The sequence below is a fragment of the Faecalibacterium sp. i21-0019-B1 genome (genome assembly GCF_042852915.1).
GTDB lineage: Bacteria > Bacillota > Clostridia > Oscillospirales > Ruminococcaceae > Faecalibacterium > Faecalibacterium taiwanense.
In genome coordinates, this window is record NZ_AP031425.1 from 2,422,570 (window position 1) to 2,447,539 (window position 24,970).

The 24,970-nt window shown below is 51.1% G+C and carries 27 protein-coding genes and 2 pseudogenes; 14 read left to right on the top strand and 15 right to left on the bottom strand.

Translation table 11 applies throughout. The features are described from left to right. Positions 1 to 7: 7 nt before the first annotated feature. From ACGHP1_RS12095 to ACGHP1_RS12115, 5 genes are all read right to left on the bottom strand, one after another. A complete protein-coding gene (locus tag ACGHP1_RS12095; RefSeq protein WP_390509508.1) occupies positions 8 to 1,651 on the bottom strand; it encodes a recombinase family protein in 1,644 nt (547 codons plus the stop codon). Positions 1,652 to 1,735: 84 nt separating this feature from the next. After that, a complete protein-coding gene (locus ACGHP1_RS12100; protein ID WP_172678653.1) occupies positions 1,736 to 1,900 on the bottom strand; it encodes a hypothetical protein in 165 nt (54 codons plus the stop codon). 212 nt (positions 1,901 to 2,112) lie between these two features. Further along, complete coding sequence (locus tag ACGHP1_RS12105; RefSeq protein WP_390556636.1) at positions 2,113 to 3,405, bottom strand: VapE domain-containing protein; 1,293 nt, start codon at positions 3,403 to 3,405, stop codon at positions 2,113 to 2,115. A 56-nt stretch (positions 3,406 to 3,461) separates the two neighbouring features. Then, positions 3,462 to 4,811, bottom strand: coding sequence for a hypothetical protein (locus ACGHP1_RS12110; RefSeq protein WP_081027741.1), 1,350 nt, complete (start codon positions 4,809 to 4,811; stop codon positions 3,462 to 3,464). A 557-nt stretch (positions 4,812 to 5,368) separates the two neighbouring features. After that, the gene (locus tag ACGHP1_RS12115; RefSeq protein ID WP_055191791.1) at positions 5,369 to 5,704 is read right to left on the bottom strand and encodes a hypothetical protein; all 336 of its coding nucleotides are present in this window, start codon (positions 5,702 to 5,704) and stop codon (positions 5,369 to 5,371) included. Positions 5,705 to 6,716: 1,012 nt separating this feature from the next. Between ACGHP1_RS12115 and ACGHP1_RS12120 the strand changes: the two genes are divergently transcribed. From ACGHP1_RS12120 to ACGHP1_RS12150, 7 genes are all read left to right on the top strand, one after another. Continuing rightward, positions 6,717 to 7,250: an RNA polymerase sigma factor gene (locus ACGHP1_RS12120; RefSeq protein ID WP_242852845.1), complete on the top strand. Its 534-nt coding sequence runs from the start codon at positions 6,717 to 6,719 to the stop codon at positions 7,248 to 7,250. After that, positions 7,243 to 7,932 carry a DUF4367 domain-containing protein gene (locus ACGHP1_RS12125; RefSeq protein ID WP_055191787.1) on the top strand — a complete coding sequence of 230 codons (690 nt, stop codon included), beginning with the start codon at positions 7,243 to 7,245 and terminating at the stop codon, positions 7,930 to 7,932. Before ACGHP1_RS12120 ends, ACGHP1_RS12125 begins: the two co-directional genes overlap by 8 nt. A gap of 177 nt (positions 7,933 to 8,109) precedes the next feature. Beyond that, positions 8,110 to 8,496, top strand: coding sequence for a hypothetical protein (locus ACGHP1_RS12130; RefSeq protein ID WP_242852844.1), 387 nt, complete (start codon positions 8,110 to 8,112; stop codon positions 8,494 to 8,496). Positions 8,497 to 8,593: 97 nt separating this feature from the next. Further along, positions 8,594 to 9,577, top strand: coding sequence for a hypothetical protein (locus tag ACGHP1_RS12135; RefSeq protein WP_055191785.1), 984 nt, complete (start codon positions 8,594 to 8,596; stop codon positions 9,575 to 9,577). Between the two features lie 23 nt (positions 9,578 to 9,600). Next, a complete protein-coding gene (locus tag ACGHP1_RS12140) occupies positions 9,601 to 9,774 on the top strand; it encodes a hypothetical protein (protein ID WP_155515300.1) in 174 nt (57 codons plus the stop codon). Between the two features lie 56 nt (positions 9,775 to 9,830). Continuing rightward, positions 9,831 to 10,379 (top strand): hypothetical protein, encoded by a 549-nt coding sequence (locus ACGHP1_RS12145; RefSeq protein WP_055191783.1) that lies wholly within the window; start codon positions 9,831 to 9,833, stop codon positions 10,377 to 10,379. Between the two features lie 2 nt (positions 10,380 to 10,381). After that, positions 10,382 to 10,804, top strand: coding sequence for a hypothetical protein (locus ACGHP1_RS12150; RefSeq protein ID WP_097777319.1), 423 nt, complete (start codon positions 10,382 to 10,384; stop codon positions 10,802 to 10,804). 84 nt (positions 10,805 to 10,888) lie between these two features. Here ACGHP1_RS12150 and ACGHP1_RS12155 read toward each other — a convergent pair whose 3' ends face one another. From ACGHP1_RS12155 to ACGHP1_RS12200, 10 genes and pseudogenes are all read right to left on the bottom strand, one after another. Next, positions 10,889 to 11,137, bottom strand: coding sequence for a DUF6061 family protein (locus ACGHP1_RS12155; protein WP_055191781.1), 249 nt, complete (start codon positions 11,135 to 11,137; stop codon positions 10,889 to 10,891). A gap of 98 nt (positions 11,138 to 11,235) precedes the next feature. Beyond that, positions 11,236 to 12,765: pseudogene (locus ACGHP1_RS12160) on the bottom strand (VirD4-like conjugal transfer protein, CD1115 family); the annotation flags it as partial. Then, complete coding sequence (locus tag ACGHP1_RS12165; RefSeq protein WP_390509510.1) at positions 12,762 to 13,226, bottom strand: PcfB family protein; 465 nt, start codon at positions 13,224 to 13,226, stop codon at positions 12,762 to 12,764. The gene ACGHP1_RS12165 and the pseudogene ACGHP1_RS12160, both read right to left, overlap by 4 nt. A 24-nt stretch (positions 13,227 to 13,250) precedes the next feature. Continuing rightward, entirely contained in the window at positions 13,251 to 13,688 is a 438-nt protein-coding gene (locus ACGHP1_RS12170; RefSeq protein ID WP_097839637.1) for a DUF3846 domain-containing protein, read from the bottom strand. Then, positions 13,615 to 13,815: a hypothetical protein gene (locus ACGHP1_RS12175; protein WP_117536130.1), complete on the bottom strand. Its 201-nt coding sequence runs from the start codon at positions 13,813 to 13,815 to the stop codon at positions 13,615 to 13,617. The genes ACGHP1_RS12170 and ACGHP1_RS12175 overlap by 74 nt, the downstream gene beginning before the upstream one ends. A gap of 8 nt (positions 13,816 to 13,823) precedes the next feature. After that, positions 13,824 to 14,246, bottom strand: a complete 423-nt coding sequence (locus ACGHP1_RS12180) for a hypothetical protein (protein WP_097839639.1) — start codon at positions 14,244 to 14,246, stop codon at positions 13,824 to 13,826. A gap of 67 nt (positions 14,247 to 14,313) precedes the next feature. Next, positions 14,314 to 15,258, bottom strand: coding sequence for a ParB/RepB/Spo0J family partition protein (locus ACGHP1_RS12185; protein WP_097791889.1), 945 nt, complete (start codon positions 15,256 to 15,258; stop codon positions 14,314 to 14,316). Next, entirely contained in the window at positions 15,215 to 16,051 is an 837-nt protein-coding gene (locus ACGHP1_RS12190; RefSeq protein ID WP_117475933.1) for a ParA family protein, read from the bottom strand. The genes ACGHP1_RS12185 and ACGHP1_RS12190 overlap by 44 nt, the downstream gene beginning before the upstream one ends. Further along, positions 16,051 to 16,920 carry a DUF6017 domain-containing protein gene (locus ACGHP1_RS12195; RefSeq protein WP_117475934.1) on the bottom strand — a complete coding sequence of 290 codons (870 nt, stop codon included), beginning with the start codon at positions 16,918 to 16,920 and terminating at the stop codon, positions 16,051 to 16,053. Before ACGHP1_RS12195 ends, ACGHP1_RS12190 begins: the two co-directional genes overlap by 1 nt. Positions 16,921 to 17,045: 125 nt before the next feature. After that, a complete protein-coding gene (locus ACGHP1_RS12200; RefSeq protein ID WP_097776410.1) occupies positions 17,046 to 17,561 on the bottom strand; it encodes a helix-turn-helix domain-containing protein in 516 nt (171 codons plus the stop codon). A gap of 392 nt (positions 17,562 to 17,953) precedes the next feature. Between ACGHP1_RS12200 and ACGHP1_RS12205 the strand changes: the two genes are divergently transcribed. The 7 genes and pseudogenes from ACGHP1_RS12205 to ACGHP1_RS12235 form a co-directional block, all read left to right on the top strand. After that, entirely contained in the window at positions 17,954 to 19,441 is a 1,488-nt protein-coding gene (locus tag ACGHP1_RS12205; RefSeq protein ID WP_390509511.1) for a histidine kinase, read from the top strand. Further along, positions 19,438 to 20,229 carry a response regulator gene (locus ACGHP1_RS12210; RefSeq protein ID WP_390509512.1) on the top strand — a complete coding sequence of 264 codons (792 nt, stop codon included), beginning with the start codon at positions 19,438 to 19,440 and terminating at the stop codon, positions 20,227 to 20,229. Before ACGHP1_RS12205 ends, ACGHP1_RS12210 begins: the two co-directional genes overlap by 4 nt. Before the next feature lie 216 nt (positions 20,230 to 20,445). Continuing rightward, positions 20,446 to 21,480 carry a TRAP transporter substrate-binding protein gene (locus ACGHP1_RS12215; RefSeq protein ID WP_005931718.1) on the top strand — a complete coding sequence of 345 codons (1,035 nt, stop codon included), beginning with the start codon at positions 20,446 to 20,448 and terminating at the stop codon, positions 21,478 to 21,480. Positions 21,481 to 21,491: 11 nt separating this feature from the next. Continuing rightward, positions 21,492 to 22,046 (top strand): TRAP transporter small permease, encoded by a 555-nt coding sequence (locus tag ACGHP1_RS12220; protein ID WP_390509513.1) that lies wholly within the window; start codon positions 21,492 to 21,494, stop codon positions 22,044 to 22,046. A gap of 3 nt (positions 22,047 to 22,049) precedes the next feature. Beyond that, positions 22,050 to 23,351 carry a TRAP transporter large permease gene (locus ACGHP1_RS12225; RefSeq protein WP_120080881.1) on the top strand — a complete coding sequence of 434 codons (1,302 nt, stop codon included), beginning with the start codon at positions 22,050 to 22,052 and terminating at the stop codon, positions 23,349 to 23,351. A gap of 124 nt (positions 23,352 to 23,475) precedes the next feature. Further along, on the top strand, positions 23,476 to 24,462 hold the full coding sequence (locus tag ACGHP1_RS12230) for a TRAP transporter substrate-binding protein (RefSeq protein ID WP_390509514.1): 987 nt from the start codon (positions 23,476 to 23,478) through the stop codon (positions 24,460 to 24,462). 66 nt (positions 24,463 to 24,528) lie between these two features. After that, a pseudogene (locus tag ACGHP1_RS12235) lies at positions 24,529 to 24,807 on the top strand (glycoside hydrolase family 2 TIM barrel-domain containing protein); the annotation flags it as partial. Positions 24,808 to 24,970: the final 163 nt, after the last annotated feature.

The following is a 24,970-nucleotide window of genomic DNA, read 5'->3' on the forward strand; positions in this document are numbered from 1 at the left end:
TTTTAGATTAGGCGGAAATTTCTCCAACAAAATTGTAGATGATTTTGACTTCCTGAATTTTCTGCCCATCGACCTTCTGAACCTCGCCAATCATGATTTTCTTGATAAGACGGTTCAGTACAACTTCGTCCAGCTCCTTGATGGCGGCATACTTGCGGATTTCCTCGATAAAGGCATGAACATCGCTTTCCTGTTCATCCGACTGGTGCAGAAGAAGATTCAATTCGCTTAAACGCGCCTTGTTGCTGTTCTGCTCCTGTTCCATAGCATCCGTCAGTTTCAGAAAACGCTGTTCCGAGATGATGCCTTTGCTCTTATCCGTGTAAAGATTCAGAAACACATCATCAATTTCCTGATTCCGTTCTTCCAAACGGCGAATCTCTGTCCGAACCGCAGAAGTATCCGTGCGGTATTGGTTCTCCATGCGGCGGCTCAACCGCTGATAAAAAGCATCCGAATCTTTCATGGCCTGTGCAGCCAACTCTTGAATATCATTCAGAACCAGCTCATGCAGGTCACGGGCTTCGATTTTGTGGCTGGAACATACTTTGCAACCGATTCGGTTATAGGTCTGACAGGTAAAAAATGCTTTGTCGATGGGTTCACGCTTCTTCTTGGTAGTTCGGTTGACATCCTTTCTGCCGACTTTTTCATACCGTGCCTGCATGGATTTCCCACAGGTGGCGCAGTAAATGATGCCGTGGAAGATGTTGTAGTATGGGCAGTCATTGCCCGTCATAATGGTCGGGCGGCGGTCGATCAGTTCTTGTACCTTCGCCCATTCTTCCGGGGTCACAATTGCTTCATGGCAATTTTCGATAATTTCCCATTCCTCACGGGGGATGAACTTGAACGAACCGGAACGGATGCCCGTTTGGTGTGTCCGGCACACAAGGTGTGCGCCCTTGTAAAACGGGTTGCGGAGGATGTGGCCGATTCTTGCTGTACCCCATGTGTAGTAGTTGGCATCCAGTGCTGTATTTGCTTTCACACGGGTAATGGGGATTTTCTCTTCCAGCAGCTTCTTGGCAATTCTCATATTGCCCATCCCGTCAAGGGCGTAGTCGTAAATTTTGCGGATAACGGGTGCTGCATCCGGGTCGATGATAAGATGCCCTTTGTCTTTCGGGTCGCGCATCAAACCATAGGGAGGAGTGCCGCCGCAGAACTTGCCCTGCCGGGAACGGGTCATGATGCCAGCCAGAACTTTCTTGGAAATGTCACGGCTGTACATGTCGTTCAGGATGTTCTTGAACGGGGTAATGTCCATTTCCTGCCGGGTCAGACTGTCCACACCATCCGTGATAGCAATATATCGAATATGATGTTTCGGAAAGAAAATCTCGATATAACTGCCAGCTTCGATATAGTTGCGGCCAAGCCGGGAAAGGTCTTTCGTGATAACACAGTCGATTTTCCCGGCTTCGATGTCGGCAATCATCCGCTGGAACGCCGGACGATTGAAATTGCGCCCGGTGTAGCCATCGTCCACATAGTATTCGTAGCGGAACATTCCGTTCTTTTCCGCAAAGTCCTTCAGCATCAACTTCTGGTTGCTGATGCTCATGCTCTCATTTTCGCGCCCATCTTCCAAAGAAAGGCGGCAATAGAGGGCAGTGATTTTCTGGATATTCTGTTTCTTTCTGCTCATAGTTTTTTCTCCTATTCTATGAGCAGGGACACGACACCATTATAATACCATGTCCCTGCGAGCCTTTCAACGGTCAAATTGAACTTATCCTGCTTTCTTTTCCAGCCACTCCTCAAAATGGGAGTGTGACTGACGCTCAATAAGCTGTTCAAAGGCTTCCCGCATGGACTGATTTCCAGAAAACTCACGGGAAACAATAAATTTCTTCTTCGTCTGCTGCTTCGTGGTGTGCGCAGGCGTATTGCTCATAGGCAGACCTCCATATCCTTGTAACCGAACGCCTGTAACCGTGCAGGAAAACTCTCTTTTTCTGCACACAGAGCATCCGGTGCGTTTTATACTTTTTCTTGTTCTTTTAAGGTTACATGGTTACAGAAAGCGGAAAATCCAGCAGTTGTGCGGATTTTTCGCCGTAACTGGAACGTAACCGAATCTGTAACCAGTCGTGTAACCGCTGACTGTCAGAAGGGAAAGCCCATCTGCTGAGCTTCTGCATCCGTTATTTCGGAGAAATCTTCAGCCCCGGTTTCGGGGCTGGTTACGCGCTCCCAGCCTTTCTGAACGCCGTACTTCGGGTAACGCTTGGCGGTCTTATGAGCCTGCCAGCCTTGGATGTCGCCGCGCGAAATTCCGGTGTTCATGATCTCGCAAATAGCACGGGTCTCCCATTCTGCCGGGATATTGGTGTTGCCCAGTGCCTCCGCGTAAAGCTGTTTGGAACACACCCGATCACCTGCATAGTCCTCCAGAAAGGCGTAAATCATGCCAGCCTGCGCATCCTCCTGCATGAAGTCCTGCTGATGGGCTTGCAGTGTTTCCTGCATGGCAGGTCTGAATGCCAGCTTGTAGTTGCCGCTGTTGTAAATCGTCATTGCTTCCGCCCAAAGCTGGTCGATATAGGCGCGGGATTCATCCTCGTTGTCCAGAATGTGAACTTCGGCCAGTTCCGCGTCCACCGGGATTGGAATAAAGCGGCGGTTGCCTGTGCGGTCACGGGACAAAAAATCCTGCCGATTGGTCGTGCCAGCAAAGACACACTGGCGCAGACGGTCGGCAGGATGGGTTTCGTAGGGGATTTTATAGGTTTCCTTCTGTTTGCTGAGAAAACTCTTGATTTCTTCGATGCTCTTGGCATTGGCGGTGGCGATCATCTCCGACATTTCAATGATCCAGTGTCCTTGCAGCTTTCGGAACACATTGCCATCGTCCAGCCGCCGCAGGTCATCTGAGAACCATTCATCCTTGACTGCCAATAGCCGGAAGAAGGTGGACTTTCCAGCACCCTGACCGCCCACCAGACAGAGCATGGTCTCAAATTTGCATCCCGGCTGGAACACACGCTTGATGGCTCCCAGCAGGAATATCTTCATTGCCTCGCAAGTGTAATCGTCCTCCGCAGCACCGAGAAAATGGTGCAGGACGTGGGCTATCCGCTCTGTTCCATCCCATTTCAGGCTGTTCAGATAGTCCCTGATGGGGTGGTAGCGGTTCTCATTGGCAACAATGCGGATGGCAGATTCAATCTTCTTCTCGCTGGATATGCCGTATTTCTCCATCCGCCGCAGGATATACTTCATGTCGGTGTCATTCAACGCCTTGCCGGAACGCGGCCAGCCCACAGGCTTTACAATGTCGATGCGCTCGCTCAACAGATTCAGCCGGATGGCATTGGCAAGCACATGGTCGTTTTGCAGTATCAATTCACAGTTTCTGATGGTACGTTGAATTTCTCCGTTGGAGTGCTTGCTCAGCATTTCTTTCACGTCCGCAATGGTTCGGGGCGCGTATTCTTCCTGATTGACTTCTTTGCTCAATAAACATCACCTCGTGTTTCTGATTTCTCGGCAACGGGTGGCACAGATGGCTTTCGCTGTATCTGCTCTGCCTGCAAACGGTTCAGCAGTTGCAGAACAGAATCCCGCGCCTTTTCCTTGACCTGTTCCTTGCCTTTCTGCCGGACTTCCGGCTTCAGGAGCTTATCCTGCAAGCGGGTGGCGGTGGTCTGCATGGTCTTGAGAAACTTGTTCAGAACATCGTCCAGACGATGAGCCGCATATTCTCTCGTGGACTGTGCAGCCTTTCGTTCCGGGGACAGCACCCACTTCTTTGTGTCCTCGATCATCCTCATATCTTCCTTGCGGGTCTCGGTGCGCACTACGTCCGTCACGACCTCTACCGCCTTGTCGTAGGCCGCAGCCGAAACCTCGTCAATCAGCGTTTCCATGTCGTTGACCTTGAGGGTCAACTCGTCCAGCTTGCTCTGCTGGGCGGCAAGCTGCTCCTTCTGCTTGGCAAGGATGAAGTCCTGCTTTTCCAGATACTTGCGGTTTCCGTACTCCGCTTCTTCCTCCAAATCCAGCCCATGCCGCTTGGCAATCTCGAACAGCATTTTCCGACAGGCAGCATCAAAGGTGATCTTGCGGTTGTTGCGGCGGCTGAGAGGTTTGGCCGGGTCAGGTAGCTCAAAGCCCAACGCTTCCAGTGCCTTTTCCTGCTGGGGAGCGATTTCGCCATACTGGTTCTCACAGTCGAACACATGACGCTCGTGGATGTGGGGCGTACTTTCGTCCAGATGCAACGCCCAGTCCAGCACATGAACGTGGTCGCCAAACTTGGCCTTGAACTCGTCAATGAACTCGGTGACGATGTTCAGCAAATCCTCTGCCGAAGCGTGTTCATCCAGCGTTCCCAACTGGCAAATGGTTTCTTCCGGGCAGGTCTTGCGGCTGGACAGCAAATCGGGAATGGAACGGTTGCGCTCTGTGTGCCGATTCTTGGCATTGCGTTCATTCTGCCCTTCGACAAACGCCGTGTAGTGGGTTTCATAGAATCGCCGTTCCACATCCGAAAAGGTCGCGGCCAGATCATCCGGGTCGGGTGGAGCGAGAACCGAGCGGAAGCCGTGGAAGCAGTCCCAGTAGATGTTGCCCTTGGCGCGTTCCTGATCGATGTGTTCGCTGTTGGCAAGGTTGAAACTCCGGTCATTGTGCTTGGGGTTATAGGTGCCATGGGTTCCGGCTCGTCCGTTGTGTCGTGTCAATTTCAGATAGACATCCCTCCGTTTCAACATCTTGGCGGGGAGAACGCAGCAGCGAAGCTGCTGAATCTGCCGCCTTTTTGCGCCAGATAATACCCAGTAGGGTATGACGCACAGCATCATATCACTGGGGCAAAGGGCTGCACCCTCTGCACTCCTGCACCGGGCAAGCAAAGATTTGCGAATCCCTGCCATCAGCTCGTCCGGCTTTTTCAGTGGGCCATTTTGACCCACTGGTTTTGTTACGGGTAAAATCAAGTGCCGGGTGGCAGCGCCTGATTTCCAATAGACCTTGAAGCGTTACAGATGGAATCAGATTGTCTTCTTGGCAACCTGATTTTTACGATAGTGTAAGCTGCCGTGTTACGGATAGAACCGGAGTTATCAAAATGAGAACTCCGGTGGCTTCGTTACGGACGAAATCAAGTTATCATTTTGATAACCTGATTTTGATACGGCTAAAATCAAGTTACGGAAAGCGTAACCTGATTTCAGCCGCGCAGCCCAAATTCCCATTTTGAGGATTTGGGAACAAGAAATTTAAGCGTTACGGTATTTTGGTACTTCCCAAAATGGGAAGTACCACTTTACTTTATAAAAGTAAGCGTGGGTGAGGAACTTGACAATCTTTATCAAGTTCCTCAAAGAGAAGCATGAAATCTGGCAAGTGACAAAAATTGTCAGTTGCCAGAGTATCTCTTCGTTTTGCGCTGGCGGTAGTCTTTCTGCCGACAGGCATTGCTGCAATATCTGGCATCTGCCCGAATTGGTAGGAACTGCTCCCCACAGCAAGGGCAGGTGTACGTTCCGCGCTCAATACGCTTTCGGATGCTTTTGCGTAAGTTCAGCATCTTGTGGCCGCAGGTCTGGAAGCTGCAATATTTGCGGTTTCGGGTCTGAGTGTAGATAATTTTGCGGCAGTGTTCACACTGGATTCTGCGCACACTGGGGTCGCCATCAATGAAATATTCCATCAGAGTGTCCTGATTTTCGTGTTCCCATTGTTCAGTTGTCATAGGCATCCTCCTTTGGCTGTTACGGGTGTGTGGTGGATAATGAAAAGCATTATTCGCCCCAAATGTTACAGATGCGTGGCGGTTATCAAAATGGTAACGGCCACTTTCACACAATAAAGCGTTACGATTGTCTGGTTGGTGATCAAAATGACCACCAACTAAATTTACGCGTTACAGATAGGTGGTATCTGGACAGTTTGTCCACTTACCACTTTACCTCAAAAAAGTGGTGAGTTACGGTTTTCGTAACCCAGCACAGAGTGACCGTGGCTTGGCAAAATGTCAAGTCGAGGTTAAGCGTAACACGGATGGAGTCAATGTGTTCAATTTGAACACATTGACTTGGGCTACGTCAGTTCACTCCATGTGGTCAAAATGTCCACATGGTATGAGCTGTAACGTAGAAGATGTTTCTGGTGAATGACGTTTTGTGTTATTCCCCCAATCAGGTGGTCATTTTGACCACTTGATATTGAGTGTGCCGTTCTCCCTGCATGGCTTTCCAGCCCCCTTTCGGCGACGTTTTCCGGCTCTCCCTTGCGGGGTCATCGCCGTGTATCCCATGCAGACGGTCTTTCGGTTGTCAAGGTTCGGTGCTGGATTTGGCAATAAAAAAACGCCACACAACAACCTAAACCTGACCATCCCTTCCGGGATGGCCTTGGTTCGGGTTCGTTATGTAGCGATAGAAAGTTAAAAACTTGCTCCGGCTCCTTCAGGAGCCGAGCTGAAACTCTAAGTAAATATGTTATATTAAATTGTTGGGATAGATTACCATAAAATTCGTGCCGTGTCAACAAGAAAATTTGAAAATCCGCTACTTTCGGCAGAGTGCAAGAAAACATTTCCAAAACTTTGGCAAAAAGACAGAGGGCTGGACGGTGCCAGCCCTCTTGACATAATTCACAAGTAACTTAAAAAGACTTCTGCTATTTTTGAGGGATAGCATTCGACATTTTTGTTGGTTCATGGTACACTACATCCATTCCATGCGAATCCGTTAGAGGTGATTGTGTTGCTTTCCCTGTACTTAGCTGTTCTTGACGATCAAAGCAATGAAGAACAATTTATAGATGTATATAATACCTACAAGCGGCTGGTCTATCATACCGCTTACAAAATTATGGGCGATTCGTATCTGGCAGAGGATGTGCTGCAAGAGGTGTTTTTATACGTTGCCAAAAATTTTTCTAAAATTCATCGAGAAAACTGTCACGAACTCGCTGCTTATCTCGTTAGTTGTAGTAGAAGCCGTGCATACGATATGCTTCGCAAGCAGCGAGAAGAACCACTGGAAGAAGTTCCGGACGCACCAGATGATGCCCCGGTGCCGGATGATGCCGTAGTCAGCACCGATAACATCCAACATCTGACAGAACTGATTGGGCAGATAAAACCGATGTACCGTGATCCACTGCGCCTTTTGGCAATGGGCTATACCAACCGGGAGATTGCCGAATCGCTTGGACTGACGGATGAAGTGGTTCGGATGCGGCTTTTCCGTGGAAGAAAACTATTGTGGAAGGAGTTGAACAGCCATGAGTGAGCAGACAGAAGTTTCTTTTGATGCAGCGTTGATGATGGCACTCCGTGCAGATGCACAAAAAGAACTGGACGAGCTGCCAACTCCGGCACAGCTTAAAGAACGCTACCCGGATACTTCCCGATGGGATGCTCGCCTGCAAGCGGCGTTGCATAAACGCCGCCCTGTGCTAAAACGAGTGCTTGTTGCGGCCCTGACGCTGGTAATTCTGACCCTCGGTGCGCTTGCAGTAAGCGCAGACTTCCGCAAGGCAGTTTATACGATGATTCAGAAGTTCCTGCCCATTGAGATGCAGCTGACATATCAGGTAGATGGCGAGCCGTTGGAACAGCTCCCGAATGGATACAGCGACCATTATGTGCCGGATGGATTTGAACGAGATCGTGAGCAGGAATTTGAAAGAGCTGAAAACTTTTTGCACGTTTACTCGTCAAAAGAAAGCGGTGAGGGATATACCGTTCGATGCTCCATTATACAGCCGGGGCAACAGTCCTCATTTGACAATGAGCATACAACATATAAGAATGTAAAAGTTGGAGATGCAGACGCAACTTTGGGAACGAGCGTAGGAGAAAGCGGAGATACCGTTTATATTTTAAGCTGGGAGCAAGGAGGCGTTTCAAACACGATTATGGGAAACATCTCACGAGATGAGATCGTGAGAATCGCTGAAAACATATTTTAATATGAAGCTCCATGCTGTTTGTCGAAATTAACAAATAGCATGGAGCTTTTTTATATAAGTGTACAAATGTAACAAAAACCAGAAAATTTTTCAAAAAAGCTGTCACAAATACAAGGCGAATTACGTTGACTAAGCAAAAGCTCCTATTGGGAGCAAAAAATTGGAGGTACATTGTCTATGTCGAAAAAACGTTTCTTGTCTATTGTTCTTTCAGCGGTGATGATCTTGAGCCTAGCGTGCTCTGCCTTGGCTGTAGGGCAGTCTGGTCGGTATATTGGAAACAGCACAGTTAACGGTTCAATCTACCAGACCTACTATCAGGTTGATGCTCAAACGAGAACTGGCATAAAAAGTATCAGCGTTTCCGGTACTCTCTATGAAAAAGGAACCTTTGGAACATGGCAGAGAGTAAGCAACTGTTCAAATACAAGCACGACCTCGAACTGCATGGCAAGCAGTAACTACAATACCAAACCGGGAAAATCTTACAAGCTGGAGTATTCCGCAACATTTAATTATTCTGATGGACGGAGTGAAACTATCACATCTACGACTACACATTAAAAAATAAAGTTAGGTTGAAAGTAGGTGTTACCGATGCAGAAAGCAAAAATATGTAAGTGAGACCATCTATTGGGACAAATTTTTATGAGGTATTCCTATGAAAAAAATTGCACGAAGGAATTTTTTGAAACTGGTCGGCGTAAGTGCTTCTATCCCAATTTTGCAGTCACTTCCTATCGCATCGGCATCGGCAACAGATTTGTCGGATTATCCTTTGCTCAAAGACGGAATATTCGATTTTGAGAACACGGATATAACACAATATGTTGATGATGTTCAAGAAGTCTTTGGCTCGGAAAAAGATATGATTGAGGAGATGCTTTCTTCTGGAGAACTCACGCCACAGGACTTGAAACAACATTTGCTTGAATTAGCTGAGCAGCCAAGTTCCGTACTGGTTGAGCGAGGATTCTCTGAATCGCAAATTGCGATAATTGAAGAGTACGATGGCATCGAAGACGCATTTGATTATTTGTATGCGCCAAATGAAAGAACCGGTATTGCAAGATCCAGTGCAACAGTCAAGTTCCTTTATGGTCTTGCAGGAAGTGGTAGTCGGCAGAAGGTAACAATTGCATATGATATAAAATGGTCGGAGAGACCTATCTACGTAGGCATTGATAGTTTTGGCATCGGTTGGATAGCAGCTGACTCTAGTTCACATCAACTTGCAACGAAAACGGCTAGTGCTGTAGGCGAAGTATCCTACTGTTACGCAAGCACGGGAAACAGTGCTGGATTGAGCAGTAGTGTGGATATGGACACAAGCCAAAGTGGGGGTGTTGTTGGAACTCCTGTTATTATCAATCACCAGAACACATCTACCTATGGAAAACATATAAGTGGAACCGTTGGCGTGGGTACTCAATCGAATTCTTCAAATATGGAAACAATTCAGATTTTCGTTGCATATGCACATTCAACTGTAAGCGTAACGTTTTCCGCTGATGTTGCGCTTCAGTGGAAACAAGTTGGAATGTCGATAAACTTTACTCCTCAAAAAAAGACAACAATTATTGCAAGAGGCAATGCAACGTTTAAATATAACGGCCAAGGGTATCAGACCGCTGGAACGGTTTGACTTATATCATAGAAAGGAAAGTCATGCACTACGTTTTAGTTGTTTTAATGGCAATTTTGGGCGCAATGTTCCCCGGTTTTTTAGTGAAAGCAATTAAAAGTACCGACAAAAATGAAGCAGATGGTGCTCTTTTTGGCGCACGAGTTATTCTGGGAATGTTAATGCTTATCGTTGGTATGTTCCTCGATGCATGGTAATGAGATTTTATTACAAAGTTTCAAATATGTTTAAAAAATTAAAAGGAGAAATCAATATGAAGAAATTCTTATCGGCACTTATGGCCATTGTTCTGGCTATCTCTACTGCTTTGGCGGCATCAGCTGCATTTGATAGTAGAACAGCAGAAAATTCCACAGTTGAAATTCCTACGCTATACTTTGATAGTGCGGAAGCGTATGAACGGCATCTTAATCAGTTGAAGTCGGATGTTTCCACTCATGCAAATGGAAATGCCGTTATCTCTGCAGCCGTTGTTCGAAGCGGAAGTAGTGAAGACTGCGAACTATATATCGAGTGGGATGGAAACGCTGTATATAGTTCATTCCGGTATAAGCAAATAACGGTAAAAACTACTAGTATGTTGGGTGATGAAAAACCGTATGCGACTTTTGGTACGGGAAGACATTTTGTGACACGTCCCGCGACTGCGGGAATGACCGGAAGTGTTAAAATTGGTGATTTCAAACTGAGCAGCGATATAAACAAAGTCATTGTCAAGTCTTCTAGCTTACAAGCCTATAACTTAACCAAAGCGACATGGCAGTCAAGCATCGAATTTTCTGGAATGGTTTGGGTTAAATAACGATGGCTTCTAATCATAATGTTCTTAGTGTTGGCGAACTTCAAGAATGGCTAAACAAAAAAGCAGATATAGAAGAAGTGAAATTGACGGATTTTTCAGATGCTTTTGCCAAGATGTTGAACTACAATGCACTAAATTGTCTTCTCAATAATGGAGCTATAACTGATTCTACCCAATTGAAGTTTCGTTTGTATCATTTGCGAAATACCGATCAAAATGCGCCATATTACAATATTCCAGATTCAGATTCATACATATATGTGGTTTTTGAACAGGAAACAGGTTATATGGTTTCTAATTGTGCTAAACTCCAGTGGGAACTTACCATCGCAAGAGGAGTAAGTGATTTTGATATCGAACATCGGACGATTCGTTTTCTTGAGTATCAAGCAAGTATATCTCATTTGAACCTGAAAGAATACTAATTATCAAATCAAAACAATAACCCTCTATCTGCAACGACTGCAAGTAGAGGGTTGTTGTTTTGCTTCGGGTATTTTAATTAAAGATCAATCTTCCAGTCTGCCGTGGTCACAGCCGAGCAAGAGATAATGCTCAATCTCTCCACCTAGCACAAGCTGGGCATACTCCAGGGGCTTATTATACAGCAGCCAGTCCAGTTCTGCCCGCTGTGCGGGAGTGTTTCCGTACTCATCCTCGATGGCGATGCAGTCAATGGCAAGGGTAGTGCCATCTGCGAACCGGGCTTCCACTCGGTTGGTGTCCATGTTATAATGGCAAGAAAGCAGTTTGTTCATACTAGAACCTCCTGTATGTATTCATTCTCTGAATCCAGTTGGTCGTGTCCCTGCTCGTATGAATTTAGGGCAACTGAATTCATCACGAGTTATTATGGCACATCATGCCCCATCTTCTGGAACGTAGTGCCGTAACTGGGGCTGTTGCCACGGGTATCCGAGGTGTTGAATGCGTCGATGGTCTCTTTTCCCAGCATTTCCGACAGGTCTTTCAGGGTGGTGGGTTCGGAGCCGCCCAGAAAAATTTGAGAATCCATGTTGCCCACGATGGTATCTGCGTTGTCCTTGTAGATAGCTTTCAACTGGCTTCTCGCCTGCAAAACAAGGCAGGCAGAGATCTCACGGCTGCGGATGGTCGCCACCAACTTTTCCAGATTGGGGATTTGCCCGATGTTGGCGCACTCGTCGATCAGGCAGCGGACATGGACAGGCAGCTTACCGCCGTACACATCATCGGCTTTGTCGCAGAGCAGATTGAAAAGCTGGGTGTAGATCATGGAAATCAGGAAGTTAAAGGTGCTGTCCGTATCGCTCATGATGAGAAACAGCGCCGTTTTCCGGTCGCCCAGCTTGTCCAGTTCCAGCTCATCGTACATGGTGGCATCCCGGACTTCCTGAATATCGAAGGGGGCGAGCCGGGCACCGCAGGAAATAAGGATGGACTTAGCCGTTTTGCCGGCAGCTAGCTTGTAAAGTTTGTACTGCCGCACGGCAAAGGATTTTGGCTTTTTCTTGCCCAAATCCTCAAACAGCAAGTCCACAGGGTTCTGGTATTCCTCGTCGTCCTCCAGCACTTGCATGGTGTTGAGCATTTCTAACAGTGTTGCAAAATTCTGCTCCTCCACCGGGGCTTCATAGTGCAGATAAGCGATCAGGGCAGTAAGCAAAAGACGCTCCGATTTTTCCCAGAATGGGTCCCCGCCGGACCCTTCACCCTTGGTGTTGGTCATCAGGGTTGTGACCAGTTTGAGAATGTCCTTTTCGCTGTGGACATAGGCGAAGGGGTTATAGTGCATGGACTTTTTGAAGTTGATGGTGTTCAGGATTTTCAGCTTGTAACCGTTTTTCAGAAGTGCGTTCCCGCACTCGACCACGATACTACCTTTCGGGTCAGTGACCACATAGGAACTATGACATTGTAAAAGGTTGGGTTTAAGCCAAAATCTCGTCTTGCCGCTGCCGGAGCCGCCCACCACCAGCACGTTTTTATTTCGGGCATTCTTGGGGTCAGGCGGACGGTTGGACATCATCAGACGTTCCGTTTTGGTCAGGATGATGTTGTCGGCAAACTTTGGAGCCATGAACGGCTCAATATCCTTGGGTGTACCCCACCGGGCAGAGCCGTACTCCATGCCGTGGCGGTACTTCTTGGCGTTTTTACCACGCAAATAAACTGCCAGCCGCAGCCCTGCGCCGCAGCACAAGCCCACCAGCAAATCCAGTGGATGCAGGCTGGGCAGCGGGTTTGCAAACGCTACCGGGATGGTGCCCATCATGGACATGATCTTATCGCCCAACTCTTTGCCCTCTGCAAGCCGCCACGCTTCGCCAAAGTTGGTTGCAATCAATCCCAGCAAAATATAGGGCAGATACAGAGCCAGCAGCTTTGTCAGCTTTTTTGTGGTCACAGTCCACGCTCCTGTTCCTTGTGCCGGACTTTACCGGGGAGTTCTGCCGCCGCCTGCACCAGTTCATGCAATCGTGCCAGCACCGAGGGGCGTTTATCCTTGTTCAGCAGCGAAGCCGAATACTCCTTGAACGCCGATTGAAACGCTTCTGCATCCGGGGCTTTGAAAAAGACCAGATACCGGGGCGGCACCTCGGAGGTGTCCTTGCGGATGGCGTAGTCGATGCCGTACTTTTTGGCGTAGCGTTCCAGACCACGGATGCCGGTCTTGCTGATCTCCACGCTGGACACGCCCCGGTTTTGCCGTAACAGGGTGCGGACGCTCTGCTTGCCTTGGGATGCCTTGGACTGGTACAGCCGAAGCGCTGCTTTTATCGCCCGCAGGACAGTCCGGGCAGACAGCTTTGTGGTGGAGATCATAATGTTGAATGACTTCTGTTCGATTTCTTCCTGCAATGCCATCACCTCCCGTGCAGCAGGGTGATTTTAGCGGTCATGCTCTGCCGGGGGCTTGGTGCGGGGCTTTTCTGCGGGAGGTTCATCAGGCACCGGCAGCACCAACAGACGGTTGCCTAGCTTCAGAAAGGCTTCCGGCTGATGGAAAAGCTGCTCGTACTTCTGCGCCAGTTCTGGGGTCAGGGATGCAAAATCCTCCTCGCCCAATCCCACCACTAGAAAGTCTCCGGCAATGGCATCATACATTTCTCCGTTTTCATCCCGAAGAGCACGGTTCAGGGGCAGACCCATGAGCTTACCATCGTCATTGCAGATGATAGCCACTGGGTCTGCAAAGGGGTAAACAGCAGCAATCGTGCCGCCCACCGCCTCCTGCAAGGCTTTCAGGTTGTTGTCAATCTCGACCTGCTGCGGATACTGTCCCGGTGCAATTTTCAGCACCGACAAGGTGTTCTCGTTCTGTTCCATTATCGTCCTCCTCGAATTTGATAGAGATCTCCTGCCAGGCATGGGCGGCGTTCAACAGAGCTGCCACGAAGAAGCCGAAAAAAGCGCCGGCTTCAAAAAATGCGAAACCGATAAAAAAGTTCAGCATGGCACACCTCACTCCATGCAGATGCAGGGAAGCTTCTGGTCGTCTGCCATCAGGGTGATGCTGTGGCTTGCCAGATACTTCTGGAACAGGTAGACTTCATCGATGGTCAGCGAGATGACCTCGCCGTCCATGTTGGTGCGAACAAGAATCACCGGGCCGGTCAGGTAGTGCTTTCCGCCCATCTTCAGCACCTGCGCCGGGTTGTAGCAGAGCAGCAGCGAGGTGTTGGGAAGGTTCAGGCAGGCATCATCCTCCTCAAAGCAGGGCAGGATGCCGGGAGCCTCGTCCAGCGTGATGATGGTCAGCTCCATATCCGGGGCAATGGCAGCGAGATAGACTTCACCAGGCTTTTTTCTGCCGTTCAGAATCGTGTAGATGCGAGTATCAATGGTGACTTTCTCGGAACGGATGTGAGTGGTAGTAAAGTTCATAGACGTTTCCTCCAAAATTTTTGCAAAATAAAAGACCCGGAACTGGGTCTTTTGGTTCAGTCTGCGATCAGCGCGCTTCTTCCTGCTTCTTCTGTTTTGCCTGTTGCTTTTTTAGTTGCCACTGGTCGAGCAGCTTGATGATGATGCTTTCCATCTGCCGGGGCGTGTAATTGCGTGGAAAGTATTTCCGCAGGGTTTCGTTTTTGATGGTCACGGTGTCCAGTTCGCTTTTCTTTTCCTCATTCATAATGTTGTAGACTGCATCATAGTCAAACTCACCCTGCTGCGCCAGCTTTTTTATCCGAATGGCTTGTGAAAGAGATGGTGCGTTCTGGGAAGCATCCATTGCTTCTAAAAAATCCTGTTGCTGTTTTTCGTCCAGATAGGACAGTTCTACCGCAGGGTTAAAAGAGATTTTTTTCTCGTCCACCATGTCGAGCAATTCAGGGACAAGGTTCGTCAGACGCACAAAACGCTGGACTTGATTGCGACTTTCGCCTGAATCTTTTGCTACTTTTTCATCGGCTCTCAACTTCGTCCCAACTTGGGACGAAGTTAAATCTGACCTAGCACCTTGATTTTTTATTGCATCCAGCTTCATCTTGTACGCAAATGCCCGCTCGCTGGGCAGGATGTGTTCTCTCTGCAAATTGGAATCGACCATCAATATCGTGGCGGCATCATCCTCCATATTTCGCACAATGACAGGCACGGTGTCCAGATTTGCAAGCTCTGCGGCGTGTTTCCGACGATGCCCGGAGATGATCTCATAGCCGCCCTCTGGTCTGGGGCGGGCAATCAGCGGCGCAAGCACACCGAACTGCGAAATGCTTTCCACCGTCCGGGTCATGGAATCATCGTCCAGAACTTTGAACGGGTGGTTTTTGAACGGGAAAAGTTCGCTGACGGGAATCTGTTGTACCTGCTCCCGCTGTTCTTCCTGCCGGGATTCTTCGGTCGAAAAAATATCATCGAGACCTTTCAGTGCTACGTTTAAGCCGCTTTTCGGCATCCACCAACACCTCCTTCGCAAGAGATTGATAGGCTTCTGCCACCTTGCTCTTGGGGTCATACTGGAAAATGCTCTTGCCGGCGGCACTGGTTTCAGCAGCACGAACAGACCGGGGAATGGTCTGGTCGAACACCTTGATTTTACTACCGTATGCCTGACGAATCAAAGTGTCGATCTGCTTTCCATAGTTGGTGCGGCTGTCCGTCATGGTGAGCAGGATGCCCTCGATTTTCAGCTTCGGATTGATTTTCTGCCGGTGTACCTTACAGATTGTCTGCAAAAGCTGCTCCAGACCTTTGGCAGAAAGATATTGAGCCTGTACGGGTATCAAAGCAGTGTCTGCCGCCGCCAGTGCATTGATGGTGAGCATACCAAGGGAGGGAGTACAGTCCAGCAGGATATAATCGTACTCCCGTTTTGCTCCGTCCAACACCTGTTTGAGCATCTTTTCCCGGTTCATGCTGTTTACCAGAGCCACCTCCAATCCTGCCAATTCGATGTTGGCAGGGATGAGGTCTACGCCCTCTGCATGGTGCAGGATGCCCTCACCGGGTTGGATAGGCTGGTCGTTCATGGCTTTCTGCATCAGAGTAGACAATGTGGCAGGCAGCTCGTCCGGCTGCTGCCAGCCCATGCTGATGGTAAGACTGCCCTGCGGGTCAGTGTCCACCAGCAGAACTTTTTTGCCCTCCATCGCCAGCCCGATGCCCAGATTTTCACAGGTGGTGGTCTTGCCGGTGCCGCCTTTCTGGTTGACGATGGCTATCGTGGTTGCTTTCTTTGAAATTTTCATCACCTCCGATTCGCTAAGTCGTGGTTGGTTTGGTTCTGGTAGGAAAGCTGCATGGTGGTGGGCGCGTTGTACAGAGAAGCGAGCAGATATTGTTTCATGTTACGGATCGGGCTGCTGTTCTCTGCAAAGCACTTCAGCACAAAGCGGATGTGGTCGGCGTTCAACTTCATAAACCGACTGCATACCACCTCGGCGGGCTTATCGTCCCCAGCAATGTGCAGCAGCTTACGGTTGGTAGCGCAGGTGTCCACCAGCAAGTCTACGATCTGGTAGATAATGTCCTTGTCATCCGGGCAGAGCCGGAGCAAAAGGTCTATCTCCAAAGACTGAGAAAAATATTCTTCCAGTTGGGTGCGTTTGCTCATCCCATCCGCTTCTTCAGAATTGAATGGATCAGTCTCACTCATTTCAGTATCATTCTCTTTAGTCTTATTACATCGTGATTTTGAAGGGTCTTGACTTGCGTTTTTGAAGCCTCCAGAATCGTGAAAATCACGATTTTGGAATATTGATTTTGACGATTCTGCCGAAAAGTTCTTCACATACACCAAACTTGGCTTTCCCAGACCTCTGCGTTTTCGTTCAATCAGACCAAACTTTTCGAGTTCCCGGAGCAGCTTGGTCGCTTTGTTGTCTGCGCAACACAACGCCCTCTTGACATCCTCTATCGTGAAGATGATGAACACCCGGTTCTGCTCGTCCAGCCAGCCGTTTTTCACAGACAGGCTCATGCGGTCCAGCAGGATGCCGTACAGGGTTTTTGCATCGGTGGACAGACTCTGGAACCGTGGCTCCTGAAAAAGAGCCTTGGGAATGCGGTAGAATGAAAACAGTTCTCCGGCTTGTCCGTAAAAGTAGTCAAGGGTCATGTGGCTTTTTCAACGTTTTGCTCCAGCTTGTGTTCAAAAAATCAACCGCCTTTCGTTTGAAAATAAAAAGCGCACTCTTTTCTTATTGAAAAGTGGTGCGCTATGTAATATAATGGCTATATAATTTAGCTATCCAAAAGATAGTCGATGAGATATTCTTTCGGAATCATGAAAGATCGTCCGACTTTCAGGCAGCGAATTCTATGTTGATGGATTCTTCTGATGATGGCAGTCTGGCTTTTGAAACCGAGTAAAGTTGTTGCTTCTTCGACAGACAGCACATCAGGATAGTTCACAAATAATTTTTTATAATACTCTTTTGCTTGATTTTGATTCATTATCCTTGACTTTCCTTTCGTTTTGTGCCTAAGCAGAGGAGCGTTTTGCCCTGCATCCCTCCTGAACATCCCTCCAATTTCCATTTGGGCGGTCCAAACCGAAAAAACAGAGTAGAGGAAAAACGCATCGAAAAATCGTGGATATTTCAAATTATTGTTCGTTGAGGCGTGAATTTTGCCTTTGCACAGTGGGAACCAGATATCACTAGATATCACTGGATGACACCAGATGGAAGATGAGGATAAAAACTCAAAATCCCTTGTGCTAATAACACGTGTGGGTTCGACCCCCACCACCGGCATAAAAAGGAAGCCCTCCAGCTTGTCTGGGGGGCTTTCTTTTTATCTGCGGCGTGTGAGCGGGTCGAACAGCACGACCCTGCACAGCAGGGGAGCAATCAGCCCTGCGGGCTGTTGCTCAGTGCGCGGGAGACCCCCACCACCGGCATAGCAAGCAGCTCGAAATCGAAAGGTTTTGGGCTGCTTTTCTTTTTCTGCTCAGTTTCTTATACTTTGGTGTTTTCTGGGAAGATGCGGAATCATTTTCAGTTGTTGACCCGCTGACAGCCTGGCACATTGCCTGCAAGCACCGGCTCCCTTACGAAAGCCGGTGCTTTTTTGCAGTTGCACTTTCCCCGGGAGATTATTATACTTATAAAAAAGGCCGGGTGCTGCAAGGACAGGAGGGAAAGCGTATGGCACGGAACAAAACCGCACAGGGTGGTATCTCCCTGCGCCGCAAGGTCACGGCATGGCTTGCCGCGATTTTGCTGGTCACCATGCTTTCCACTGGCATTGCTACCATGGCAGGTCAGTGGACGGTACGCTCCTTTGATACGCTGCTGGCCGACAACGCCGTCTGCTACACGATGCAGAACGCACTCAAGGACGAAACACAGGCCTTTGCACGCTATGTGCGCCAGCCTACTTCTGAAACCGAACAGGCCTATACCGCCGCCTGCACCGCTTCCGAGCAGAGCCTTGCGGCCCTGCCCTTCGATTATGCCCGCATCGGCGAGGAGCGCTATGCCCGTACATGGAACCTTTTGCAAGGGTATGCGGGCTATCGGCAGGAGCGGGATGCCTTTTTGCAGCTTTCCCCCTCGGCAGATACCTATATTGAACAGATGTACCATGTGATGGCACTGCAGGACTACCTTGCCGAGTATGCGCTACGTCTGACACAGGCCACGCTGGAACAGGAAAACGCCCTTTACAGCAGCACGGCGGCTCACATCCGGCATCTGCCGTGGCTGTATCTGGGGCTGTTCCTGACGGCAGCCGCGCTAATGCTGCTGCTCATCCGGGTGCTGAGCCGCGCTGTTGTGCGTCCGCTGCTGCGGCTGGCGCAGGCTTCCCGCAGCATTGCCGAGGGCGATTTTTCCAGACCGGACCTACCGGTGAAAAGCAGCGACGAGGTGGGGCGGCTGACGGGAACCTTTAACCAGATGAAGCACGCCATGGCGCAGCAGCTGACCACCCAGCAGGCTTTGCACCGGGAAGAGGTGCGGAACCTTGCACTGGAAAAGGATCTGGAGCACACCCGGCTGGAGGTGCTCAAAAGTCAGGTGAATCCGCATTTTCTGTTCAACACCCTGAACATGATCTCCTGTATGGCACGGCTGGAGGATGCTGCCACCACCGACCAGATGATCGTTCATCTGGGCAGTTTGTTCCGGCACAATCTGCGCACCAAGCGCCAGCAGATCACGCTGGAGGAGGAACTGGACGGGCTGGAGGACTACATTTATTTGCAGCAAATGCGGTTCGACGGACGCATTACCGTAGAAAAAAGCATCCGGGTGCAGCCTGCGGCGGTGCTGGTGCCGTCCTTTATGCTGCAGCCAGTGGTGGAAAACGCTTACTCGCACGGGCTCAAGTCCTGCGAGGAAGGCGGACGCATCCTGCTGCGGGCATGGATGCAGGGCAAGGTGCTGGTGCTCACGGTCGCGGACAACGGCAAGGGAATGACCCCAGAGGAACTGGACGCTGTGCAAACTAAAATTGCCCAGAGCGAGCAGACCGGACGCAGCATTGGCCTAGGCAATATTTCCCGCCGCATCGGGATGCTGTATCCGGGCGGTAAAATGCAGGTATACAGCCGCGCAGACTGCGGTACTGTGGTGCGGTTTGAGCTCCCGCAAACGCAGCAGCCGGAAGAAAAGGAGGAGACGCTCTCGTGAAGTGCAAATTGCTGGTGGCAGAGGATGAATTGATCGAGCGCAAAGTGCTGTGCCGGACCTTGCAGAAGTATCTGGGAGACCTGATCTGCCTGTACGAAGCAAAAAATGGCAGGGAAGCGCTGGAAATTTTTGCCCGCGAAGCGCCGCAGGTGGCTGTGCTGGACATTGAAATGCCGGGTCTCACCGGGCTGGAGGTGGCGCGCAAGATCCGTGAAACAGACAAAAATTGCGCCATCCTGTTCCTGACCGGCTTTGATAAGTTCGACTACGCACGGCAGGCGATCTCTGTGCGGGCGATGGACTATCTGCTCAAGCCTTACAACGAGCAGGAACTGGTATTCGCGGTGGAGGATGCCATCCGGCAGGTGTCGGTGCCGCTGCCTGCCCGCCCGGCACAGCCCCCTGCGCCTGCAGAGCCTCTCCGCCGGGAAGAGGACGAGGATATGCGCACCGCCATCATCCGTGCCGAGATCAGCCGCTTCATCGACGCTCATTATAGGGAGGATATCTCCATGCAGGATGCCGCCGCTGCGCTGCGCTACTCGGACGCCTACTTCTGCAAGTTGTTCAAGCAGTGCTTTAGGGTAAACTTTTCGGCCTACCTGAACGAATACCGGGTGAACAAGGCGCGCCAGCTGATTTTGGACCCGCGCCTGAGCCTGAAGGATATCGGCGCTGCTGTGGGTTACAGCGACGCCAACTATTTTACAAGGGTGTTCAAGCGCCTGACCGGCCAGACCCCTTCGGAATACCGCGTAGCCGCAGCGGAAAAAGCGGCACAAGGATAAATCGGATTCAAAAGAAGCGCTCGTTCTTTCCTGCCTGTGAACAGGAGAGGAACGGGTGCTTTTTTGTTTTTGCCAGTTTTTTTCGTCCAAAAAACACAAAAATTGTACTTGGATACAACAAAGACAAAATCGTACTACGTTTCACAAAATAATCCGGTTTCGCAAAAATGAACGAGTTGTTAAAATATAATCATAGAAAAAACGTGAAAAGAGAGGATGCCATTCATGAAGAGAAGAACGTTTCTGTCGCTGATGGGCGCGGCGGCACTGACCAGCAGCATGATGCTTACCGGCTGCGGTGCCGGCTCCGGTGACGACCGCAAGATCGTGCGCATCGGCCATGTGCAGTCCCAGACCCACCCGGATCATCTTGGACTGGAAGCCTTTGCCAACTACATCAACGAGAAGCTGGGCGATAAGTACCGTGTGGAGGTGTACCCCAGCGAGCTGCTGGGCTCCCAGACCGAAATGGTGCAGCTGACCCAGACCGGTGCCATCGACTTTGTGGTGGCATCCACTGCCATCATGGAGACCTTCAGTGCCAAATACCAGATCTTCAACCTGCCTTACCTGTTCTCCAGCGTAGAAGCCTACCACGAGGCGATGGACGACCCCGAGGTGACGGACCCCATTTTCAAGACCACTTCCAAGGCCGGTCTGGAAACGGTGGCATGGCTGGATGCCGGCACCCGCAACTTCTACACCATCAAGACCCCCATCAACCAGCCCTCCGACCTAAAGGGTCTGAAGATCCGCGTACAGCAGTCGCCCACCAACGTGGAAATGATGCGTCTGCTGGGCGGCACCGCTACGCCCATGGGCTTCGGCGATGTGTACACCGCCTTGCAGGCCGGTATTCTGGACGGTGCCGAAAACAACGAGCTGGCTCTGACCGATAACGGTCACGGCGATATCTGCAAGTATTACTCCTACGATATGCACCAGATGGTGCCGGATCTGCTGGTTGCAAACTACGCCTTCCTGAACGAGCTCAGCGACGAGGAGCGCGCGATCTTTGAAGAGGGCTTCCAGATCGTGAAGCGCACCGAGCAGGATGCTTGGGAGGATGCTGTGGCTGAGGCGAAAGATAAGGCCGAGAACGAGCAGCACGTCAACTTTATTTACCCGGACACTGCACCGTTTCAGGAGGCTATGGCCCCCCTGCACGATTCCGTGCTGGCAGCAAACCCGGAACTGCAGCCCATTTATGACCTGATCCAGCAGCACAACGCTGCCCACACTGCGGACTGAGGAGGAGCATCATGGAAAAACTGAGAAATACCCTGAACAAGGTGCTCAACCTGCTGGCAGGTCTGAGCATGACGGTCATGGTGGTGCTGACCACCTATCAGGTCATCGTGCGTTACATCTTCAACTCTCCCTCCACATGGTCGGAGGAACTGGTGGGCTATCTGTTCGGCTGGAGCACCATGCTGGGTGCCACCATCGTCTCTGGCGAACGCGGCCACATGAACATCCCCGTGCTGGTGGATCGGTTCAACCCCACCATGCGCAAGGCGTTCCACATCTTTGCTGAGGTCATCGCCTTCATCTTCTCTGCGACCATTCTGGTGTTCGGCGGTTTTCAGGTGTCCCAGCTGGCTATGGGACAGCAGACCTCCTCGCTGGGCGTAGCCGTGGGCGTATTCTACTGGGTCATGCCCATCTGCGGCGTGATCATTCTGGTGTATTCCGTGCTGAACATTATCGGCATTGCCAACGGCTCCATCTGTCTGGATACCCCGGAGGATGTAGACTTTGCAAAAGTGGAAGCCGAAATGGCTGCCGATGCCGACAAGGAAAATAAGGAGGACTAAGCTGTGGCAATTCAAGCGTTACTCGTAATTTTGGCAGTGCTGCTGGTGCTGCTGTTTCTCGGCGTGCCCATCTCGTACGCCATTGCAGTCTCTTCTCTGACTGCCATCCTTTCTTCCATCGATCTGAACGTAGCCGTGCTGACCGCTGCCCAGCGCACCTTTGTGGGCATGAGCAAGTTCAGCCTGACCGCCATCCCGTTCTTTATTCTGGCCGGCAACATCATGAATCAGGGCGGCATCGCCAAGCGTCTGGTGGATTTCGTCATGGCCATTCTGGGCAAGATGCCCGGCGCACTGCTGGTGACCAATATCGGCACCAACGCTCTGTTCGGCGCCATCTCCGGCTCTGCATCCGCTGCGGCTGCTGCCGTTGGCTCCATGATCCGCGACGGTGCCGAGGAGCAGGGCTACGACCCCGCCGTGACCGCTGCCACCAACGCCGCTTCCTCCTGCTCCGGCCTGCTGATCCCGCCGTCCAACGCCCTGATCACCTACTCTCTGGCATCCGGCGGCACCTCTGTGGCTGCGCTGTTCATGGCCGGTTACATTCCCGGCATCATCTGGGCGCTGTGCTGCTGCGTGGTGGGCGTGCTGCTGGCGGTCAAGCTGGGCTATAAAGGCACCCCCGGCAAGTTTGACTGGAAAAATCTCGGCATCTGCACCCTGCGCGCCCTGCCTTCGCTGTCCCTGATCATCGTGGTCATCGGCGGCATCATCGGCGGTGTGTTCTCTGCCACCGAAGGCTCTGCCATTGCCGTTGCCTATGCTCTGATCCTTGCCTTCTGCTACCGCTCCATCAACCTGAAAAGCCTGTGGAAGATCCTCGTGGACTCTGCCAAGATGTCCGGCATGGTGGTGTTCCTTGTAGGCGTTTCCAACATTCTGGGCTGGGTCATGGCCTTTTTGCAGATCCCGGATGCTGTGGCAGCAGCCCTGCTGAGCCTGACCAGCAATAAGTACATCATCCTGCTCATCATGAACGTGATCCTGCTGGTGTCCGGCACCTTTATGGATGTGACTCCGGCCATCCTCATCTTCACCCCGCTGTTCCTGCCCATCTGCCAGAGCTTTGGCATGAGCACCATCCAGTTCGGTCTGATCCTCGTGTATAACCTGTGCATCGGCAACATCACCCCGCCTGTGGGCAACGCACTGTTCGTGGGCATCAAGGTGGGCCGCACCTCGCTTTCCAAGGTCATGCCGTACATGCTTATGTACTATGTGGCCATCATCGGCGGCCTGCTGCTGGTCACCTTTATCCCGGCAGTGTCTACCGCACTGCCGCAGGCAATGGGCCTGATGTAATTGAGACATTCCCTTCTTCTCCTAAAAAAGGCGGTACCTGCTTTGCGGCGGGCACCGCCTTTTTCTGTCTCTTGCACAAAGGCAGCCTTGTGCGCTATACTATCTGCAAAGGGAGGGAGGCACCATGCGCAGACGGACTTTTTTAGCCGGGCTTGGCTTTGCAGCCTTGCAGCTGGCAGGCTGTGCCGCAAAGCCGCAGACCACACCGGACTATGTGCTGACCTATGCCGACAACCAGCCCGCCGGGTACCCCACTACGCAGGGCGCGCAGTATTTTGCAGACCTTGTGCAGCAGCAGACCGGGGGCAAGGTGGTCATTCAGGTCAAGGCGAACGGCGAGTACGGCTCGGAACAGCAGGTGTGGGAACAGCTTGCCATTGGCGGCGTAGATTTTGCCCGTGTGTCGCTCTCGGTGGTCACGGACGACCTGCCCCGGCTCAACGTGCTGCTGCTGCCGTATCTCTACCGGGATGCCGACCACATGTGGCGCGTGCTGGACGGCAGCATCGGAGCTGAGTTTTTGCAGGACTTTACCGCGCAGGGACGGGTAGGCCTGAGCTGGTACGACGCGGGTGCCCGCTCGTTTTATGCCCGTCAGCCGGTGCGCAGCCTGAACGATTTACAGGGCAAGACCATCCGCGTGCAGGATTCGCAGATCGTGATCGACATGATCCGCCTGCTGGGTGCAGTGCCGGAGACCACGGCGTACAGCGACGTCTACTCGGCGCTTGAGACCGGGCAGATCGATGCCGCCGAAAACAACTGGCCGGCCTACTATTCCATGGAGCACTATAAGGTGGCACGGTACTACATGGCCGATGAGCACAGCCGCGTACCGGAGGTGCAGCTGGCTTCCGGCCGCACATGGGATGCACTGCCGGAGGAATACCGGAAGACCCTGCAGGCATGCGCCCGGGCATCGGCGCAGTACGAGCGCCAACTCTGGGCACAGGAGGAAACCGCTGCCCGAAAAGCGGCATTGGCTGGCGGGTGCCAGGAACTGCCGCTGCCCGAAGAAGAAATGCAGAACTTCCGGCAGCTGGTGCAGCCGCTATACCGGAAATACTGTGCCGACTATCTGCCGCTGGTGGAAGAGATACAGGCAGAGTGACAGCAGAGAAAGGGACGAGTCAAATAAAAAGGCTCACAGCTTTGAGGTTATGCTGCATGGAAAGACGCTGCCTGTGCAATGTTACAAGAGATAATCTTGCAGAACCGCAATCACCCCAGTATCATCCTGTGGGGCGTGCACATCAACGAGAGCGTGGATGACGATGCTTTCTATAACCGCACCAACAAGATCGCCCACCAGCTGGACCCCAGCCGTGCCACCTCCGGCGTGCGATACCATCGGCGAGCTGCTGGAAACGCAGGAGCACTTTTCCTCCACGCCCACTCCGTGGAACAGCAAACAAGCCAGACCCGCCGGTCTGGCTTGTTTGCAATATCAAAATAAATGTTTCCGCTTATTGTGTGATCGCTGCCGGGGTGTGCACCCGGTTTTCGTTGCTACATTCTGGATACGAATGAGCCGCCCCCCGGAATTGCACGGGTTTGAAATATTTTCCAAAAAAAGAAAAAAGCCTGTGTGCACAGTCCTGCATGGCAGGCTCTGCATT

Bases quoted from the DNA above. Each gene is read 5' to 3' on its own strand.
- ACGHP1_RS12095 (WP_390509508.1), bottom strand. From the start codon at position 1,651: ATGAGCAGAAAGAAACAGAATATCCAGAAAATCACTGCCCTCTATTGC.
- ACGHP1_RS12100 (WP_172678653.1), bottom strand. From the start codon at position 1,900: ATGAGCAATACGCCTGCGCACACCACGAAGCAGCAGACGAAGAAGAAA.
- ACGHP1_RS12105 (WP_390556636.1), bottom strand. From the start codon at position 3,405: ATGCTGAGCAAGCACTCCAACGGAGAAATTCAACGTACCATCAGAAAC.
- ACGHP1_RS12110 (WP_081027741.1), bottom strand. From the start codon at position 4,811: ATGATGCTGTGCGTCATACCCTACTGGGTATTATCTGGCGCAAAAAGG.
- ACGHP1_RS12115 (WP_055191791.1), bottom strand. From the start codon at position 5,704: ATGACAACTGAACAATGGGAACACGAAAATCAGGACACTCTGATGGAA.
- ACGHP1_RS12125 (WP_055191787.1), top strand. From the start codon at position 7,243: ATGAGTGAGCAGACAGAAGTTTCTTTTGATGCAGCGTTGATGATGGCA.
- ACGHP1_RS12130 (WP_242852844.1), top strand. From the start codon at position 8,110: ATGTCGAAAAAACGTTTCTTGTCTATTGTTCTTTCAGCGGTGATGATC.
- ACGHP1_RS12135 (WP_055191785.1), top strand. From the start codon at position 8,594: ATGAAAAAAATTGCACGAAGGAATTTTTTGAAACTGGTCGGCGTAAGT.
- ACGHP1_RS12140 (WP_155515300.1), top strand. From the start codon at position 9,601: ATGCACTACGTTTTAGTTGTTTTAATGGCAATTTTGGGCGCAATGTTC.
- ACGHP1_RS12145 (WP_055191783.1), top strand. From the start codon at position 9,831: ATGAAGAAATTCTTATCGGCACTTATGGCCATTGTTCTGGCTATCTCT.
- ACGHP1_RS12150 (WP_097777319.1), top strand. From the start codon at position 10,382: ATGGCTTCTAATCATAATGTTCTTAGTGTTGGCGAACTTCAAGAATGG.
- ACGHP1_RS12155 (WP_055191781.1), bottom strand. From the start codon at position 11,137: ATGAACAAACTGCTTTCTTGCCATTATAACATGGACACCAACCGAGTG.
- ACGHP1_RS12165 (WP_390509510.1), bottom strand. From the start codon at position 13,226: ATGGCATTGCAGGAAGAAATCGAACAGAAGTCATTCAACATTATGATC.
- ACGHP1_RS12170 (WP_097839637.1), bottom strand. From the start codon at position 13,688: ATGGAACAGAACGAGAACACCTTGTCGGTGCTGAAAATTGCACCGGGA.
- ACGHP1_RS12175 (WP_117536130.1), bottom strand. From the start codon at position 13,815: ATGCTGAACTTTTTTATCGGTTTCGCATTTTTTGAAGCCGGCGCTTTT.
- ACGHP1_RS12180 (WP_097839639.1), bottom strand. From the start codon at position 14,246: ATGAACTTTACTACCACTCACATCCGTTCCGAGAAAGTCACCATTGAT.
- ACGHP1_RS12185 (WP_097791889.1), bottom strand. From the start codon at position 15,258: ATGCCGAAAAGCGGCTTAAACGTAGCACTGAAAGGTCTCGATGATATT.
- ACGHP1_RS12190 (WP_117475933.1), bottom strand. From the start codon at position 16,051: ATGAAAATTTCAAAGAAAGCAACCACGATAGCCATCGTCAACCAGAAA.
- ACGHP1_RS12195 (WP_117475934.1), bottom strand. From the start codon at position 16,920: ATGACCCTTGACTACTTTTACGGACAAGCCGGAGAACTGTTTTCATTC.
- ACGHP1_RS12200 (WP_097776410.1), bottom strand. From the start codon at position 17,561: ATGCCGGTGGTGGGGGTCGAACCCACACGTGTTATTAGCACAAGGGAT.
- ACGHP1_RS12205 (WP_390509511.1), top strand. From the start codon at position 17,954: ATGGCACGGAACAAAACCGCACAGGGTGGTATCTCCCTGCGCCGCAAG.
- ACGHP1_RS12215 (WP_005931718.1), top strand. From the start codon at position 20,446: ATGCCATTCATGAAGAGAAGAACGTTTCTGTCGCTGATGGGCGCGGCG.
- ACGHP1_RS12220 (WP_390509513.1), top strand. From the start codon at position 21,492: ATGGAAAAACTGAGAAATACCCTGAACAAGGTGCTCAACCTGCTGGCA.
- ACGHP1_RS12230 (WP_390509514.1), top strand. From the start codon at position 23,476: ATGCGCAGACGGACTTTTTTAGCCGGGCTTGGCTTTGCAGCCTTGCAG.